Raw genomic sequence first — 14,298 nt, 5'->3', positions numbered from 1 at the left:
GCGTCCAAGGTGCCAGCGAAAGGGCTGGCCTATGGAGAGTCATCGGGCCTAGCACGCAGAAAGGCCGCCACCCTCGCGCGGTGGCGGCCTTTCTGTGGCCTTTTCGCTGGTCCGGGGTCAGCATACCTCGCTGTCGGGCCGGTGGGGCGGGGCGTCAGGTGCGCTTCTTCGGGGCTCTGCGTTCGCCGGGAGTTTCCGGGTACAGCGGGATGTTTTGCTTGCGGAGCCATGCTTTGAGCGCGGTTTCCACGATGTCCTGGGGGCCGGTGGCGGTCTCGATACAGGCGACGGTGAGCCGGTCGTTGGTCTGGTGGCTGATGCGGGGCGCGATGGGCTGGTCGTCGATTTCCTCTGGGCTGCGGCGGGTGCGCTTCTTGATGCTGCGTTCCCGCTTGGGCCGGGTGCCGTCTGGGCTGAGGGGCGGCTTCGCGTCGGGCGGGATACCGAGGAAGTCGAGGTAGGCGATGAGGGCGGCTTCGACGATGCCGCTGATGCCGAGGCCGGTGTGTTCGTTGGCCGCGGTGAGGCGTTCGTTGGTGTGGTAGGTGATGCGGGTGCCGAGGGTGGGTTTGTCCTGGCGGCGTTTGGTGCGCAGAGAAGGTGCCGCTTGCGGTTCCGCTTTCGTCGCCTTGCCCTTGCGGGTGGCTGTGGCTGAGGTGCGGGACATGGGCGGCCGTGTCTCCTCTGGTGGGTGGAGTGCTGACTCTCTACCTTCCCGCGTTTCGGTTTTTTCTGCAAGCGACACCGCTTGCGTTTCGGTTGGGCCGTTGACCAGGGCGCGACGGAGTGTCCGACATGGCCGCTGATGGCTTACGCGCGAGCCTGAGTGCTAGCGTGAGCGTTTTTGATCATGAGTGCTGACGGAGGAACGTTTCGCGAGTCTTGGCCGCTCAGAGAGCGTTTCAGCACGTCCTAGGGTTGTTGCGAAACTCTGACGACCATGAGAGGATGAGACAAGATCGAACAACACGCGAACGTGAGAAAAACCCAACTCACGCTAGCAAAACCGCTAACACCAACCCACCGGAGACACCCAGTGACCGACGCCCCCGCCGCGAAGCTCGAACTCATCCGCAAGCTTCTCGCCGTCGCCGAACACCCCGGCACCCCTGCGATCGAAGCCGAGACCTACCGCGAGCGCGCCTACGCCCTCATGGCCAAGTTCGGAGTCGAACGCGCCCACCTGGCCGCCGCCGGAGAAATCACCGACGAGCTCGCCAGCATCCCCCTCATCATCGACAAGACCCACCAGGCCGAGCGATGCGCCCTCCTCAGCGCCATCGCCAGCGCCAAGCACTGCCGCACCCTGCTGTGGAAGCTCGACGGCAAGACGTACGTGATGGTGTCCGGCTACCAGAGCGACCTCGACGCCGTCCAGATGCTCTACGCCTCCCTGGCGCTGCAGATGGCCAAGGAAGTCGCCACCGTCACCCCCGCCGGGCGCAAGGGCCTCGCCACCGCCCGCAAGAGCTTCATGGCCGGGTTCGCCAGCCGCGTCGGGGAGAAGCTCCGCGACGCTGAGAAGGCCGCCACCGTCGAGACCACGCACGTCGCGGGCCGGTCCACTGACCTGGTCCTGCGTGACCGCGACGCCGCGGTCTCCGACTACTTCGACCGCATGACCCCCAACGCTGGCTCGGTCAAGAGGCAGAAGGTCGGAGACACCAGCGCCTACTTCGCGGGCCGCGAGGCAGGCGACCGCGCCGACCTCGGCGGCAGCAACCGCAATCGCGTCGGCACCGGCCAGCGCGCCCTCAACGCCTAAACCACCGTTCGACGGGCGGGCGCTACCCGGCGCCCGCCCCTGACCAACCCAGAGACCAGGAGAAGCGTGGACACCGAACCCGTCACGTTGAACATCGAAACGGCCTGCACCGGGTGCAAAAAGCCCATCTGCAACGACGCCGACAACGGCCGCCCCGACGACTGGGATCACACCGAGGAGAACCCCACCCACTGCTACCCGCCGACCCCGCCCGACGACATCAAAGAGGCGCTGCCCCACGAGACCCGCAAGATCCGAATGAGGGCCGAAGAACTGGTCACCTACCAGTTCGACCTTGAGGTCCCGATCCACGTCGGAGTGACGGCGGATGCGTTGGCCGCCTACCTCGACGATCATCCGGACCTGTGGGTGGACCACCTGGGCGACGACAGCTTCTACAGCTGCTCCGACCGGGAAGTCATCGGCGACCGGACGTACTACACCGACGACGCCGGTTACCTCGAAGCCCTGGCCAGCTTCTCCGTGAAGCATCTCCGCCTGCTGCAGAGATGGCTGACGGTGCCCTGCCCGGTATGCAAGGCCGTGCCCGCCGACGACGACACCACGCACCGGACGGTCGCCTTTGCCGAGCCCGCCGAGGAAGGCGACGAGCAGAAGGTCAACCAGATCGTCGCAATCGCATGCGACGGCTCCTGGGTCGTCGAACCGAACCGCCTTGGAATCTACGACCTGCACTGGAAGGACTGGACCAAGAACGCTCCGGTCGTCGAGGCCACGCTCGTCGACGCCCCCACTTCCTGACCACCCTCGCGGCGGCCGTGTCGTACGGCCGCCGCATCACCCCAGAAAGGACGAGGCAAGAAATGCCTTACGTCGACGATGCCGAGCTGCAGCGGATGCAGCGGGCTCACCAGATACTCGCCAGCCGCGGCTACGACATCATCGCCGCGCTGCGTGGCTTCGCCGAGTACATGACGAAAGCCTCCAAGGAGCACCAGGCCGCGCACGCCGCAGGCGCCGAAACACCGTTGGTGACCAACGAGGGCTACCGGGTCATGGCCGAGCTGTTCGCCACGAACGCCGAGCGGGCGGAATCCCTGGCCACCGCGATCGACATCTGGAGCACCGTCGACCCGGAGTCGGAGGAGAAGCCCGCCCCGGTGACGTTGCCCGGCCGGCTGCGCCCCGACCTCGCCCGCCCGGCCTGGCCCGGCCCGCTGGCCGCTGACGCTAGCGGAAAGGCTGGCGACTGATGGCCCGCATCACCGACCTGTTCGACGAGGACAAGCTGCGGTGCCTCGCGATGACGGCGGCGGAAGTCGTCGATCAGCTCGACCACGGTGACCTGCTCAGCTTCCTGTCCGAGCGGCAGATCGAGGTGGCCCAGGAGGCGTACCGCGAGCTGATCGAACTGCCTGACTGACCCCTGACCTGGTGGCCCGGCAACCCGGCCGGGCCACCACCCCTCACCCTTTCGCCCTGTTCTGAGGAAGGACACCATGGACGACGACCCGCAGACGGCGCCGACCGGCGAATGCCGGTTCTCCGTTCACTATCGGACGGTTGTCAGGCCCGAGCCGTTCGAGCCGACCGTCGCGGACCCGGACTATCACCTGCGGTACTGGTACTCCTGCGCCTGCGGTGATGTGGGGCCGCTGCGGTCCCGAGAGAACGACTCCGCTGAGGACGGGTGCGACCACGCCTATCCCGGTTGGCGGGACATGCCCGTGATGGAGTCTCGGCCGTACGAGGGCAAGCCGCTCGCGAGGTGGGAGGCAGCCGCCCGCGTCGCGTACCCGCCGGGATGGTTCGACCGGGGGGGTCCGGTGCGGGAGTACCGGACACCTGGCGGTAACCGTCACGTTCCTGGCTACGCGCCCGGCGGCGGGCACTGCATGGCCGTCATGAGGATGGCCCGCGAGAAGACCGCCCCGGTGGCCAAGCCCCTCCAGTCCTCTCTCTTCTAAATCGGCGCCACCACGTGGGCCGCCACCCCGTCCTGGAACATCCAGGCACACCCAACCCTTACCGGCCAAGCCGAAAGGACACCCGCATGACCAAGTACGTCTTCCTCGACACCGAGACCACCAACCTGGACCCCGACCTGGGCGACCTGTGGGAGATCGCCACAAGCGTCTACAACACCACCCGGCCCGAAGATGGCGACCAGGAGTCGTGGTGGCAGGTCCGGGCGGACATGCGCTACGCCGACCCCAACGCCACCCGGATCGGCGGCTACTACGGACGGGCCGTCGTCCTGGACAAGCCGGTCGGTCAAGGCGTCCAGCTCGCCTGCACCGACTCGATCACCGGGAGGAAGGGCGATCTGCTCGGCAACTACTCCGCCGAGCAGATCGCCCTGGAACTCGCCAAGCAGCTCGACGGCGCAATCATCGTCGCGAACAACCCGGCGTTCGACCGGAGGTTCATCGAGAAGTTCCTGCGGGAGAACGGGCAGATCCTCACCGCATCGCACCGGATGGAGGACATCCGGGTCATGCTCACCGGCTACGTCCACGGCCGCCTTTCCCTGATGGACGGCAAGGTTGACGAAGCGTTCAGCCCTGAGACCGCCCCGTACGTGCAGGACTGGCTTGCCGGTGCCACGAAGACGCTGGCATGGGAGATCGTCGGCGTCAGCCAGGATCCGGCGACCAGGCACACCGCGCTCGGTGACGCCCGCCTCGTGCGGGACGTCTTCAAGGCCATCACCGGAGGTATCAAGCGATGAACCCCGAACAGTATGCGGCCATGCGAAAGCTGATCGACGAGTACTACGACGGGAACGCGACGGGGGCCTTGCTAGACCTCGCTGAAGTCGGCGAGGTCGCCGTCAACTACCTGGACCGCGATTGGTTCATCAGCTACCTGGACGAGTTCCACGGCGTGCAGCTCACCGATGAGGGATGGGTCGCGCTCGTGCCTCACCTGGAAGGCTACGACGCGCACATCTGCGCCAACGTGTTCCCGAACGTGCAGAACGAGTTCGCCGCCGAGGCGGCGTTGAACGCCGGACTCCTTGAAGGTGATGAGGGATGAGCGGCGACGCGAGCGGATACATCACCCGCGACGAAATCGCCCAGGTGGTCGGGCTGCTGCTGGTCCGGCCCGGCGAGCCCGCCGAGCTGGCCGAGACGGTAGACGTCGATGCCACCACCGTCAATGGCGAGCACGAGAACCCCCTCACCCTGTACCGGGCGTGCGTCAAGATCCAGGAGATCCTGGACCAGGCCAAGAAGGACGCCAAGCACTACGAAGGCACCTGGCAGGACCACATGCCCTACCGGCCGGAGCTGTTCGCCGTCGAATACGCCGACGATTACGACTTCGACAAGAACGAAGGCGGACAGGAGTACAGCTACATCGAGGACGCCGACGAGGCCGAGGACCGGAGCGTCGCTCTCGGCATCGTCCAGAAGCTCGTCGACCGCTTCAACATCGAATGGGCGGAGGTCGAGCCATGCTGACCGGGGCGGTCTCCGTGCTGGCCGATGAGCTGCGCCATACCGGCGTCGCTCACGCCACCAGCACCGAATACCGGCTGACCATGGCCGACAAACTGGTGGCCGCGCTCGACCGTGCTGGCTACGACGTGGTGGAGCGGCGCCGCAGGAAGGACGCCGACCCCGCGCCGGCCGTGCCGCCGATGGTCCTGGCGGGCCACCCGCTTCCCCCGGGCGGGCTGCAGGTGGGTCTGCGTGTTCAGCGGTGGACCGAACCGGCCCCTCGGGGCAGCGGTGCGCTCGTCAGCAAGGCACCGTGCTGCGACCGGAACGTCTGGATTTACCCGGACGTGGCACCGGAGACGTGGGAGTTCACGGACACCAACACGCGGGCGGTGTGCCCGTTCTGTCGTGCGGTCTACGAGGTGGACCTGACCGCGGACCTGGATGGGGGCTTCTGGGCGGTGTTCACCGTGGAGCGGCTCTCTGTCGCCGTGGTGAAGCGGCCCGGCACGAGAAAGGCAACGCGATGATCACTGAGTGGGATGTCATCTTCCTGGTGTACGCGGCGGGTACCGCCTACCGCGCCCCCCGCATTCTCAAGCGGTGGTCGCTGATAACGACCTGCGACCCGCTGGAGCTATGCGACGCGTGCCGCGACGAACGTAAGCGCGTCATGGTCGAGGTCGACGGCTGGGAGCCTTTCGGGCCGGTCGGTGTGCCGCTGATGGTGCTCCTGGAGGCGATGAGCTGGTACCTCAAGCCGATCGCTCCTGCTCTCCGTAAGGCTGTCGGGAAGGAACCTTGGCCCAAGTGCTCGAAGGGCACGTGCCTGGCCTACACGAGGAAGAAGGCCACGGTATGAGCGACAAGCAGGTGCGGTACGGCACGCCGTTCGTCGAGTCGGAGATCCTGATGGCCATCGGCAACCAGGACGCGGAGCACGCCCGCGCGCTCCTGCAGGGGATGACGCCCAGCGAGCGCCGCACCCTGGAGCGCCAGTGCGAAGAGGTCGCCGGTCTCATCCAGGTCATGCGAGAGGACGAAGAGTGAGCGGCCTGTTCCAGGTGATCGCCGTGCACTGCTTCTTCCACTGCGGCCACGTCGAACGCGGCATCACCCCGGAAGGGCCGCACAACGGCATGGAGCAGCACTACAGGAAGCGGCACGCCGACGACATCGAACGCATCCGCCGCAACTACCTCATCTCCATCTACTAGGAGCACGACAGTGAGCACCGACGAAATGCCGCACCGGACGTTCCCCTGCGGGCCGTGCCCGTGGCAGGTGACGGCCGAGCCAGGGAAGTTCCCCGCCGAGAGATACGAGGAGCTGCGCGCCACGTGCCGGCCGAACGCGGCCGGTATCCCGCCGCTGCCCGGCACCCCGATGTTCGGGTGCCATGTCGGTGACCCGAAGACGGGAGAGGACCTGGCGTGCGCCGGGTGGCTCGCCGTCGAAGGGTTCGAGCACCTGGGCGTGCGGCTCGCCCTGTCCGATGGTCGTATCCCGGCGTCCGCGCTGCAGCCGGGCGGCAACTGGCCGGAGCTGTACCCGTCGTACGAGGCGATGGCTGCGGCAAACGGGGTCGCGACCAGGGAGGACGTACCGTAGGCGGTTGACGCTAGCTGTATCGCTCGCGGTACAGCTAGCGTCTCCCCTCATGCTCCGACCGGGAAGGACGGCGTTGCCCGAGAACTCGAACCCGCTGTGTATCGGCCCCCGCTGCGGCGGCGGCGGTGAACCCCGCCAAGCAGACGACGGCCGACTCATCTGCAAGGGCTGCGTGACCAGACTGCAGCGCGACCTGAGCATCACTCCGCTGCTCATGCGGTGGCTCGAACAGCACAAGGCCCCGGGCCAGGGTGGCGGCGAAAAGGTGTCCGGATCCCGGGAGGCCGGCACGCCGACCCGGCTGGACGTGCTGGCGATGCTGCATGACGGGGCGGCGCCGATCCACGGCGACGACGACGACCAGATCGGGCCGCCGTCCATCCCGTCGACGCTCAAGAACTGGGCGTGGCTCATCTCCGAGCACCGCGGATTGGTCTACCCGGAGCGATCCGACGTCGCCGAGCTCGCTCACTGGCTGCTGCTCCATGTCGACTGGGCCACCTCGAGGCCATGGATTGACGACATGCTTGGTGAGATTGGCGCGTTGCGGAGGTGGGCGCACTCGCTTGCTCCGTGGGCGGTGCATGTTCAGGAGCTCGTCGGGCCGTGCCCGTACTGCGACATGCGGACCCTGATCCGGGTCTCGGGAGAGCGGTACATCGAGTGTGACGGCCGTGAGGAGGTCGGCGGCTGTGGCGGCCTGTGGACGTATGAGGCGTATGAGGATCATGTAGCCGCCCTGGTGAAGGCGGACAAACGACGCAAAACGCGAAAGGTCGAAGCGAAAACAAAACGAGGTATGGCATCATGATGTTCATGACGGAACCGAAGAAGCCGAACCCCGGGCGGCTCCCCCCTGCCGAGCAAAGAGCCGCCGCGGAGAAGGCCTTCGAGGAGGCGGCCCGCGCCTACTACGAGGCCATCACGGAACCCACCAGGGTCTTCCACGAAGCCCTCGTCGCCGCATCCGGCCCACCCGAAGGGGTGCCCGGCAGCGACCAGAAGTCCCTGGTCACGCGCCGCCAAATGGTGAAGATCACCCAAGGAGCCGACCCGGCAGGAGAAGGCCTCACCCTCCACGCCGTCTGCAAGCTGATCGACGAGACGCTGGCGAAGCAGGCGCAGTAGAGGCCCACCCCCAGACGCAACAATGAAGCCCCGGCCACCGGCCGGGGCTTCCTGCTTTTCACCGATTTTCGTGTGCCGCGCGGTGATGCACCTAGCGGTTTATCGAGCCGGCCAGCTCGACGCCGTGCTCCAGGCCGAGCGCGTACGCCTGATCGGGCTCACGGAGCTGACGCTGAAAGGCCCTCAGCGCGGCCAACGCCACGGCGTTGATGGTCGCCACGATCGCGATGCTGTGCAGCCACAGCAGGTAGATCACGGGATACGTGGTCTGTTCCAGGCTGAGGGTGACCCATCCGGTGGCGACCCCCGCCGCGATCCAGCAGAACCCAGCGATGGACACGGACGTCAGAAAAGCGCGGTCGGCGCGAAGCATAGGAATCCCCCAGTAACGGACACGGTAATCACGGCTATAACCAGTTCTTCGTCGCGAAATGAATGAGCTGTCCCCGAGTGCCGACACCTGCCAACTCGCGCATCCGCGCAATGGACCGGCCCACGGTCCGCGGGGAGCACTCACACAGGCGGGCGATCGCATTGTCGGTTTCGCCAGCGACGACCTGCTGCAGGATCCGCCGGTCCTGCACGCCCAGCTCCTGAGGTGCGCGGACGATGTCGGCGTTGTACGGGATCGCCCGCTCCCATTCCTCCTCGAAGCGGGCGATCTGGCCTGCGACGAGCGGAGGAGCTTTGATCATCATCATGGGCAGGCCGCCCCGCTCCTCCAGCGGCGTCAGCGCGACATCATCCGCGACGAGCAGTTTCGTCGGCAGCCGGTGAGGAGTGAACCGGATCTGTGCCCCTCCCCACCGCATCGTGTTGCGCAGGCCCTCCATGACGGAGGGGCTCGACATGACCTCCTTCTCGTAGACCACTCGCCGCCGGCAGTTGAGGTCGCCGATGGGGACGGTGCTCTGCTCGGGAGGGAGGGGTCCAGCGAGAGGGAGGAACGGTCCAGTGATGAGCTGCATCCACTCATGCCTGACGGTGCCCTGCAGGTAGTCGAAAGTGTCCGTGACCTCCTCTCGGCTGGTCAGGATGGACACGGTTTCGCCCATGCTCCTGTAGTGCTCGCTGGACTCGTAGCGCTGGTCCAGGTTCTGCATGAGATGCGTCAGGCGTTCCAGGGTGTCGGCCGCCTCCGCCAGGGCCTCGCTCAGCGCGTGACGTGGGCGCCGGGCGCGGGGTGGGTCACCGACGATGAACCCGTTCTCCCGTAGCCAGTCCAGAGTTTGCTCTGGGTCCTCCACGACGCCTTGTAGGTCTTCCGCAGAGGTGGGTCCGTTGTCGATTAGGTATTCATAAAGGTGCAGCTCACGGCTGTCTCCCTGTAGGGGCACGAAAAGATCCTTGTGAGGGGGTGGTGCCGGTTGAGGAGATCCCTATGGAACCGCCTCGGCTGGGTTGGTTGGTGTAGAGGGTGTTACATGCCGCCCGTGGTGTTGGTGCCATTCACGGGCGGGCTCACGGGCGGGAAGGTGCCCGGCGTGGCCGTGGGCGTGGGTTCCGTCGCCGGGATGGTGGTGACGGTGACGACGGTGGTGATGTGGGTCTTCGTGATCACCTTGCTGCCGTCAGGGTTGGTGACGGTCTGGGTGGAGGTGGTCACGGTCTTGGTGACGCCAGGGTCGGTCGGCGTGGGGGTGGGGGTCGGGGCGATGGTGGGGGTGGGGATCGGGGTGGCGGTCGATTCGTCGGCGTAGGCCGCGGTGGCTCCGGACAGGATTATCGCCAGGGCCAGGGCGGCGGCGGGCAGACGGAGGCGGCCGAGGTTAGACATGCGTGTACTCCAGGGAGATCGTCGTGGTCGGGAAATCGTTTCCCGTGGGTGCGCCGACGTGACATGACCATGGTCACGGACTGCGTGACAACTAGTTGTAAAGCGTCCGAATCATGTTCGTCCAGTAAATGTCATGACTAAAACCTGTCATGGCTAATGTTGGCCATGTGAGCGCACGCCTTCGGCAAGCGCACACAAAAGCCCTGATATCGGCGCCATGACGCGAGACACACGGGTTTGGTTGACCGGCGATCCCTTGGAGTTTGCCTAATTTATGGTGTCCGTAATGTCACGGAATCCTGTGTCCGCAATGTCACGGCGTTCCGTCTCGCATGATGTCCACCTGTTGACGGTCGAGGTCAAGCATGAGGTTCACCTTCCGCATGAGCACCTCGACCATCGCGTTCCGCTGCTTTTCGCTGAAGGGCAGAGCGTTGATCTCTTGGACCGCCCGTTCCAGCCGCTCGATCGTTTCCTTGGGTACGCCGCTCACGATAGGCGCGCGGCGGCGTTCGATCTCTTGTCGCAGGAGTTTGCCGGCCTCGGCCCGGCCGACTGCTTCCGCGTCTTCCGGGGTCGCGCCGACGACGAGGCCCATGAGGACGAACTCTCGGTCGGGGATGGGTCTCTTGCCTTGCTCGTAGTTGGCCCAGGTGCGGTCGGTGAACGGCTTCGTGGTGTAGGTGGCGAGCATCTCAGCACATCGGGTGACGGTTAGAGGCCCTTCGAGTCCCCGCTGGGTGCGTCGTCGCTGGATAAGGGCGGCGTCGGGCGGTAGGGCGGTGTCGTCTTGCGGCGAGGGCAGCACGGCAACCTACTTCCTTCGGTTCTTGTCGGGATCTTCGGTTTTTGCGGCACGGCGCAACGGTACCAGTTGGTGCGCGAAACGGCACGCTTTTCGCGAAATGATGGTTACTGAACGTAATTGTCCGAAGATTCGCGAAATTTCGCGAAACGACTTGAGTTTCGCGAACAACCGTGTAACGTCGTCCTTGAAGTCGCGTTGATCTTCAAGTGAAGATCACGAAGCAATCGGGAGGTGCCAATGACCAGCGCAAACACGGCAACAACGCCGGAGCAGGTCGTCGCGGACCTCATTGACACCCGCGAGCCGACCGGCGAGCTGATGCTCACCGTCGACCAGGTCGCGAAGGTGCTCGGAGTGACCGCCCGCACCGTCCTGTACCTCCTGCAGGACAACCGGCTCAGCTACATCGCCACCGGCAAGCGGAGCTACCGCATCCCACGGGTACTCCTGACCGAGTACCTGCTGGAAAGCTTCGTGCCCCGGCAGGTCGCCGAGGCCGAAGAGACGCTCGCCCAGCTCCAGCAGGCCATACAGGACAGCAGGAACGAACTCGCCGACCTCGCTGTACGCATCGCCATGGCGAAGGCCGAGCTCACCGAAGCCGACATACCCACCCAGCGTCGACGGTCCACCCAAACCGTCTCGTGACCAACCCACCGACCACAGATAAGGAGAAGAACACCGTGACCGCTCTTGCTAGCACCATCGCTAGCAACAAGCTTCCGTATGACCGGAAGCTGGCCATCGTCGCCATGCGCGCCGCCCGGCACTACACGTGCCCGGCGTTCGCTCCGCTGCGGGGACTCCTCGTTGATCTCCTCCAGGAGGACGGGCATGCGCCCGTCCACGCGGACGAGCACGCCGACAACCTCATCAACGCCGCGCTCGGCGTGATGGCCAGCATCGAGGCCGACGAGCCCCGGACGGTCCCCTGGCGGGGAGGCCCGGACATCGGCGAGTACGCCGAGGCCATGTACCGCCTGGAGCGTGGACTGTGAGCCGACTCGCAGCCCCCGCCATCGAGGAACTGGTCGAGGCCACCGCTGTCAGCGACCTGGACGAGGCCACTGACTGGCCCGAGGCCGAAGACCTGGCAGTGTTCCCCGAGGTCTACCCCTGCCCGGAGTGCTCGGCCATCCAGAAGGTCAACAAGACCGGCACGATCCGCAAGCACAAGGTGAACAAGGGCGACGTGCTGCCCTGCACCGGCTCCGGAGCGCCGATCCTCACCGCCCGGATCCCGCGCCGCTCCAAGGCCGGGTTCTATAAGGACCCCGCCACCGGCGTGCTGCTGCGGTCGGTGACGACGATCCTCAACCAGGGCACCAGCAACGAGGCGCTGACGTTCTGGGCGGCCAAGGTCGTCGCCGAGACCGCGATGGACAACGTGTCCGACATGCTGCGGGCCTCCCGCACCGAGGATGACCGGGCCGAGTTCATCAAGTGGCTCAAGCAAGAACCCACCCGCCGCAAGGACGAGCGCGCCGACGTCGGGTCCGCGGTGCACAAGCTGATCGAGTGCAAAGTCCTCGGTGAGCCCGCGCCGATCCGGCTGCTGGCCAACCCAGACCTCGCGCCGTACATCACCCACTTCAACAAGTGGGTGGAGGAGTGGGAGATCGACTTCTACGCCTCGGAGATGGTCGTCGCGAACTACGACGACCCGTTCGCCGGGACGCTCGACTACCTGTTCTACTCCCGGCCGCTCGCGAAGAAGCTCGGCGTGCCCGAAGACACCATCTTCCCCGGTGACACCAAGACCGGCGGCACGCTGAACGGCACGACCTACGACGGCAGCGTGCACGGCGTCTACGCCTCGGCCGGCCTGCAGATGGCCGCCTACCGGGCGGCCCCCTGGGGCTGGCTCCGTGACGGCGAGCGCGTCAAGCTGCCGCCCCGGCACGACGTGGGCGTGATCCTGCACCTTCGCCCGGAGGGCTACAACCTCTACCCCGCGAGGTGCGGCGACGACATGTACGAGGTGTTCCAGATCGTTCGCCGCCTCGCGGAGTTCAACACCGGCCTCGCCAAGAACGTCATCGGCGAGCCCCTGACCCTCGACGACGAGACCAGAGAGGAAGCAGCCTGATGGGCGGTCGCATCATAGGCATGCAGCACAGGCTCCGCACGATCGGCCGGATCCGCCTCGGCACCTACGAGGGGCGACCGAAGGCGTCGGAGTTCTTCATCCCGACCTCAGAGTTCGAGCAGCCCATCCGAGGGCTGGCCGACGTCTACGGCGGCGACGTCGAGCAGTGGAAGCCGCAGGGCGACGGCGGCAGGCAGTGGCGGCTGATGAACCCCGATCTGACGTCCCTCGACGCGATCCTCCCGCCCGGCCGTGACCCTCTCGACCAGGCGTACGAGAAGTGGTCGCGGGGCGGCAAGCAGGCCCGCTGCAACGGCGAGACCGTGGAGAACCTGAACCGGCCCTGCGTGTGCAAGGCGCAGTGGGGGCCGAGGTTCTGGGAGAACCCCGACCTCCCGAAGGACCAGGCGTGCAAGCTCTACACGCGGATGAACCTGTGGCTGGGCGAGGTCGAGGACATCGGGACGTGGCTGCTGGAGACCAAAGGGGCGAACGCCGGGGCGGAGCTGCCGGGCTTCGTCGACATGGTTGCTGGCATGTTCGGCAACAAGGTGGCGGTCCCGATCACCATCTGGCTTGTTCCCGGCACGGGCCGCGAAAAGGGCAAGGTCAAGCGCTACACCAAGGTCTCGGCGTCGATCCGGGGCATGACCTCCGGGCAGGCGGCGGCGCGCATCATGGCCGCCGCGCCCACCCTCGCGGAGCTGGGCGCCGGGGACGGCGAGGACCGGCTCGCGATCGAGTCGGCCAAGTCCGACCAGCCCGACTACATCGCGATGATCGGTGTCGCGCAGACCCGTGACACGGTGATCGAGCTGTGGCGGAAGGCCAAGGCCGACCGTGACGTGTGGACGACCACCGGCAAGCAGATCGAGGCGGCGGCAGGCGCACGGGTCAAGGAACTCGAACGGATCGCTGAGGCGTGGAAGAACGTCGTCACCGCCTGGGCGGGCGGCGACATGGACGCGCTGCACCGCACGTTCACGGACTTCACACGAGGACGGAAGATCGAGGAGGCCACAGCTGAGGAGCTGGAGGCGTTCCTCGCGACGATCCAGGCCCCCGAGCCGCCCGCGGAGCAGGCTCCGACCGTGCAGGCCCCCGCCGGCCGCGCCGCCGAGGATGTCGTGATCCCTCCGGATGACGAGATCGAGGACGCCGAGATCGTCGACGATCCCGAAGACGTCCCGGTGTCGGAGGCGCGGCTGACCCCGCTCAACATCGCGATCGGCGAGCGCGGCATCACCTCACACACCGGTAGGGGCAGCACTGCCGCGAACAAGGAGGCGAAGGCGGCGTGGCTGACGGAAAAGGTCGGCCGCCCGATCACCTCCACCCGGGACCTGACGGAGCGGGACGCCGACAAGGTGATGAAGATCCTGCAGGGGATGCCGATCACTCACCCGGCCAAGCAGACCAAGGCCGCCCAGCAGGAGCAGCAGCAGGACCCGGCCGCGCGCCGGAACTACATGCTGGGCCTGTTCGCCCAGATCGGCATCACCGCCGTGGAAGAGGTCCTGCGAGACATCAGCGCCATCACCGGTGACATCGTCACCGCGGCCGCCCCGCCGACCCCGGAGCAGGTCCAGGCGGCCATCGACGTCCTGGAGTCCGCTGACGGCGACGACGGCACCTACGACGCGATGGTCTCCGCCATCCAGGAAGCCCGCGCCGAGAACTGACCCCCTGTTTCACCCCCGGCCCGTACCCAGG

At 66.5% G+C, this 14,298-nt stretch carries 24 protein-coding genes; 19 read left to right on the top strand and 5 right to left on the bottom strand.

What is annotated here, in order from left to right:
* Positions 1–154: 154 nt before the first annotated feature.
* Positions 155–667 carry a hypothetical protein gene (locus J2853_RS12430; protein ID WP_307557492.1) on the bottom strand — a complete coding sequence of 171 codons (513 nt, stop codon included), beginning with the start codon at positions 665–667 and terminating at the stop codon, positions 155–157.
* Positions 668–1,036: 369 nt separating this feature from the next.
* On the opposite strand from J2853_RS12430, the gene J2853_RS12425 reads away from it, so the two are divergent.
* From J2853_RS12425 to J2853_RS12355, 15 genes are all read left to right on the top strand, one after another.
* Positions 1,037–1,765, top strand: a complete 729-nt coding sequence (locus tag J2853_RS12425; protein ID WP_307557490.1) for a DUF2786 domain-containing protein — start codon at positions 1,037–1,039, stop codon at positions 1,763–1,765.
* A gap of 66 nt (positions 1,766–1,831) precedes the next feature.
* Entirely contained in the window at positions 1,832–2,527 is a 696-nt protein-coding gene (locus J2853_RS12420; RefSeq protein WP_307557488.1) for a hypothetical protein, read from the top strand.
* Between the two features lie 62 nt (positions 2,528–2,589).
* Positions 2,590–2,979 carry a hypothetical protein gene (locus J2853_RS12415; RefSeq protein ID WP_307557486.1) on the top strand — a complete coding sequence of 130 codons (390 nt, stop codon included), beginning with the start codon at positions 2,590–2,592 and terminating at the stop codon, positions 2,977–2,979.
* On the top strand, positions 2,979–3,149 hold the full coding sequence (locus J2853_RS12410; RefSeq protein WP_307557484.1) for a hypothetical protein: 171 nt from the start codon (positions 2,979–2,981) through the stop codon (positions 3,147–3,149). The genes J2853_RS12415 and J2853_RS12410 overlap by 1 nt, the downstream gene beginning before the upstream one ends.
* Before the next feature lie 76 nt (positions 3,150–3,225).
* Positions 3,226–3,693, top strand: coding sequence for a DUF6349 family protein (locus J2853_RS12405; RefSeq protein WP_307557482.1), 468 nt, complete (start codon positions 3,226–3,228; stop codon positions 3,691–3,693).
* A gap of 86 nt (positions 3,694–3,779) precedes the next feature.
* Positions 3,780–4,457, top strand: a complete 678-nt coding sequence (locus J2853_RS12400) for a 3'-5' exonuclease (protein WP_307557480.1) — start codon at positions 3,780–3,782, stop codon at positions 4,455–4,457.
* Between the two features lie 20 nt (positions 4,458–4,477).
* Positions 4,478–4,765 (top strand): hypothetical protein, encoded by a 288-nt coding sequence (locus J2853_RS12395; protein WP_307557478.1) that lies wholly within the window; start codon positions 4,478–4,480, stop codon positions 4,763–4,765.
* Positions 4,762–5,193, top strand: coding sequence for a hypothetical protein (locus J2853_RS12390; RefSeq protein WP_307557476.1), 432 nt, complete (start codon positions 4,762–4,764; stop codon positions 5,191–5,193). Before J2853_RS12395 ends, J2853_RS12390 begins: the two co-directional genes overlap by 4 nt.
* On the top strand, positions 5,187–5,702 hold the full coding sequence (locus tag J2853_RS12385; RefSeq protein WP_307557474.1) for a hypothetical protein: 516 nt from the start codon (positions 5,187–5,189) through the stop codon (positions 5,700–5,702). Before J2853_RS12390 ends, J2853_RS12385 begins: the two co-directional genes overlap by 7 nt.
* The gene (locus J2853_RS12380; RefSeq protein WP_307557473.1) at positions 5,699–6,034 is read left to right on the top strand and encodes a hypothetical protein; all 336 of its coding nucleotides are present in this window, start codon (positions 5,699–5,701) and stop codon (positions 6,032–6,034) included. The genes J2853_RS12385 and J2853_RS12380 overlap by 4 nt, the downstream gene beginning before the upstream one ends.
* Positions 6,031–6,222 carry a hypothetical protein gene (locus J2853_RS12375; protein ID WP_307557471.1) on the top strand — a complete coding sequence of 64 codons (192 nt, stop codon included), beginning with the start codon at positions 6,031–6,033 and terminating at the stop codon, positions 6,220–6,222. The genes J2853_RS12380 and J2853_RS12375 overlap by 4 nt, the downstream gene beginning before the upstream one ends.
* On the top strand, positions 6,219–6,389 hold the full coding sequence (locus J2853_RS12370; RefSeq protein WP_307557469.1) for a hypothetical protein: 171 nt from the start codon (positions 6,219–6,221) through the stop codon (positions 6,387–6,389). The genes J2853_RS12375 and J2853_RS12370 overlap by 4 nt, the downstream gene beginning before the upstream one ends.
* 10 nt (positions 6,390–6,399) lie before the next feature.
* Complete coding sequence (locus tag J2853_RS12365; RefSeq protein WP_307557468.1) at positions 6,400–6,783, top strand: DUF6283 family protein; 384 nt, start codon at positions 6,400–6,402, stop codon at positions 6,781–6,783.
* Between the two features lie 214 nt (positions 6,784–6,997).
* The gene (locus tag J2853_RS12360; protein WP_307557466.1) at positions 6,998–7,594 is read left to right on the top strand and encodes a hypothetical protein; all 597 of its coding nucleotides are present in this window, start codon (positions 6,998–7,000) and stop codon (positions 7,592–7,594) included.
* Between the two features lie 5 nt (positions 7,595–7,599).
* Positions 7,600–7,911: a hypothetical protein gene (locus J2853_RS12355; protein ID WP_307557464.1), complete on the top strand. Its 312-nt coding sequence runs from the start codon at positions 7,600–7,602 to the stop codon at positions 7,909–7,911.
* A 91-nt stretch (positions 7,912–8,002) separates the two neighbouring features.
* Here the strand turns inward: J2853_RS12355 and J2853_RS12350 are convergent, their stop codons facing one another.
* From J2853_RS12350 to J2853_RS12335, 4 genes are all read right to left on the bottom strand, one after another.
* Positions 8,003–8,251, bottom strand: coding sequence for a hypothetical protein (locus J2853_RS12350; RefSeq protein WP_307557462.1), 249 nt, complete (start codon positions 8,249–8,251; stop codon positions 8,003–8,005).
* A 67-nt stretch (positions 8,252–8,318) separates the two neighbouring features.
* A complete protein-coding gene (locus tag J2853_RS12345) occupies positions 8,319–9,248 on the bottom strand; it encodes a LuxR C-terminal-related transcriptional regulator (RefSeq protein ID WP_307557460.1) in 930 nt (309 codons plus the stop codon).
* Between the two features lie 83 nt (positions 9,249–9,331).
* Positions 9,332–9,688 (bottom strand): hypothetical protein, encoded by a 357-nt coding sequence (locus J2853_RS12340; RefSeq protein ID WP_307557458.1) that lies wholly within the window; start codon positions 9,686–9,688, stop codon positions 9,332–9,334.
* 313 nt (positions 9,689–10,001) lie between these two features.
* Positions 10,002–10,382, bottom strand: a complete 381-nt coding sequence (locus J2853_RS12335) for a hypothetical protein (RefSeq protein ID WP_307557456.1) — start codon at positions 10,380–10,382, stop codon at positions 10,002–10,004.
* A gap of 351 nt (positions 10,383–10,733) precedes the next feature.
* Between J2853_RS12335 and J2853_RS12330 the strand changes: the two genes are divergently transcribed.
* From J2853_RS12330 to J2853_RS12315, 4 genes are read left to right on the top strand one after another with little or no spacing between them, the layout of a single operon-like run.
* On the top strand, positions 10,734–11,144 hold the full coding sequence (locus tag J2853_RS12330; protein ID WP_307557454.1) for an excisionase family DNA-binding protein: 411 nt from the start codon (positions 10,734–10,736) through the stop codon (positions 11,142–11,144).
* 35 nt (positions 11,145–11,179) lie between these two features.
* On the top strand, positions 11,180–11,494 hold the full coding sequence (locus tag J2853_RS12325) for a hypothetical protein (protein WP_307557452.1): 315 nt from the start codon (positions 11,180–11,182) through the stop codon (positions 11,492–11,494).
* The gene (locus tag J2853_RS12320) at positions 11,491–12,585 is read left to right on the top strand and encodes a hypothetical protein (RefSeq protein ID WP_307557450.1); all 1,095 of its coding nucleotides are present in this window, start codon (positions 11,491–11,493) and stop codon (positions 12,583–12,585) included. Before J2853_RS12325 ends, J2853_RS12320 begins: the two co-directional genes overlap by 4 nt.
* Positions 12,585–14,267 carry a recombination directionality factor gene (locus J2853_RS12315; protein WP_307557449.1) on the top strand — a complete coding sequence of 561 codons (1,683 nt, stop codon included), beginning with the start codon at positions 12,585–12,587 and terminating at the stop codon, positions 14,265–14,267. Before J2853_RS12320 ends, J2853_RS12315 begins: the two co-directional genes overlap by 1 nt.
* Positions 14,268–14,298: the final 31 nt, after the last annotated feature.

Origin of the sequence: Streptosporangium lutulentum (genome assembly GCF_030811455.1) — a bacterium.
GTDB lineage: Bacteria > Actinomycetota > Actinomycetes > Streptosporangiales > Streptosporangiaceae > Streptosporangium > Streptosporangium lutulentum.
The sequence above is the reverse complement of the archived record's forward strand: the minus strand, read 5'-3'. Positions and strand labels throughout refer to the sequence as shown.

Excerpts from the sequence above, each read along its gene's own strand:
- J2853_RS12430 (WP_307557492.1), bottom strand. The coding sequence starts at position 667 with ATGTCCCGCACCTCAGCCACAGCCACCCGCAAGGGCAAGGCGACGAAA.
- J2853_RS12415 (WP_307557486.1), top strand. The coding sequence starts at position 2,590 with ATGCCTTACGTCGACGATGCCGAGCTGCAGCGGATGCAGCGGGCTCAC.
- J2853_RS12410 (WP_307557484.1), top strand. The coding sequence starts at position 2,979 with ATGGCCCGCATCACCGACCTGTTCGACGAGGACAAGCTGCGGTGCCTC.
- J2853_RS12405 (WP_307557482.1), top strand. The coding sequence starts at position 3,226 with ATGGACGACGACCCGCAGACGGCGCCGACCGGCGAATGCCGGTTCTCC.
- J2853_RS12400 (WP_307557480.1), top strand. The coding sequence starts at position 3,780 with ATGACCAAGTACGTCTTCCTCGACACCGAGACCACCAACCTGGACCCC.
- J2853_RS12395 (WP_307557478.1), top strand. The coding sequence starts at position 4,478 with ATGCGAAAGCTGATCGACGAGTACTACGACGGGAACGCGACGGGGGCC.
- J2853_RS12390 (WP_307557476.1), top strand. The coding sequence starts at position 4,762 with ATGAGCGGCGACGCGAGCGGATACATCACCCGCGACGAAATCGCCCAG.
- J2853_RS12385 (WP_307557474.1), top strand. The coding sequence starts at position 5,187 with ATGCTGACCGGGGCGGTCTCCGTGCTGGCCGATGAGCTGCGCCATACC.
- J2853_RS12380 (WP_307557473.1), top strand. The coding sequence starts at position 5,699 with ATGATCACTGAGTGGGATGTCATCTTCCTGGTGTACGCGGCGGGTACC.
- J2853_RS12375 (WP_307557471.1), top strand. The coding sequence starts at position 6,031 with ATGAGCGACAAGCAGGTGCGGTACGGCACGCCGTTCGTCGAGTCGGAG.
- J2853_RS12360 (WP_307557466.1), top strand. The coding sequence starts at position 6,998 with ATGCGGTGGCTCGAACAGCACAAGGCCCCGGGCCAGGGTGGCGGCGAA.
- J2853_RS12355 (WP_307557464.1), top strand. The coding sequence starts at position 7,600 with ATGACGGAACCGAAGAAGCCGAACCCCGGGCGGCTCCCCCCTGCCGAG.
- J2853_RS12340 (WP_307557458.1), bottom strand. The coding sequence starts at position 9,688 with ATGTCTAACCTCGGCCGCCTCCGTCTGCCCGCCGCCGCCCTGGCCCTG.
- J2853_RS12335 (WP_307557456.1), bottom strand. The coding sequence starts at position 10,382 with ATGCTCGCCACCTACACCACGAAGCCGTTCACCGACCGCACCTGGGCC.
- J2853_RS12330 (WP_307557454.1), top strand. The coding sequence starts at position 10,734 with ATGACCAGCGCAAACACGGCAACAACGCCGGAGCAGGTCGTCGCGGAC.
- J2853_RS12315 (WP_307557449.1), top strand. The coding sequence starts at position 12,585 with ATGGGCGGTCGCATCATAGGCATGCAGCACAGGCTCCGCACGATCGGC.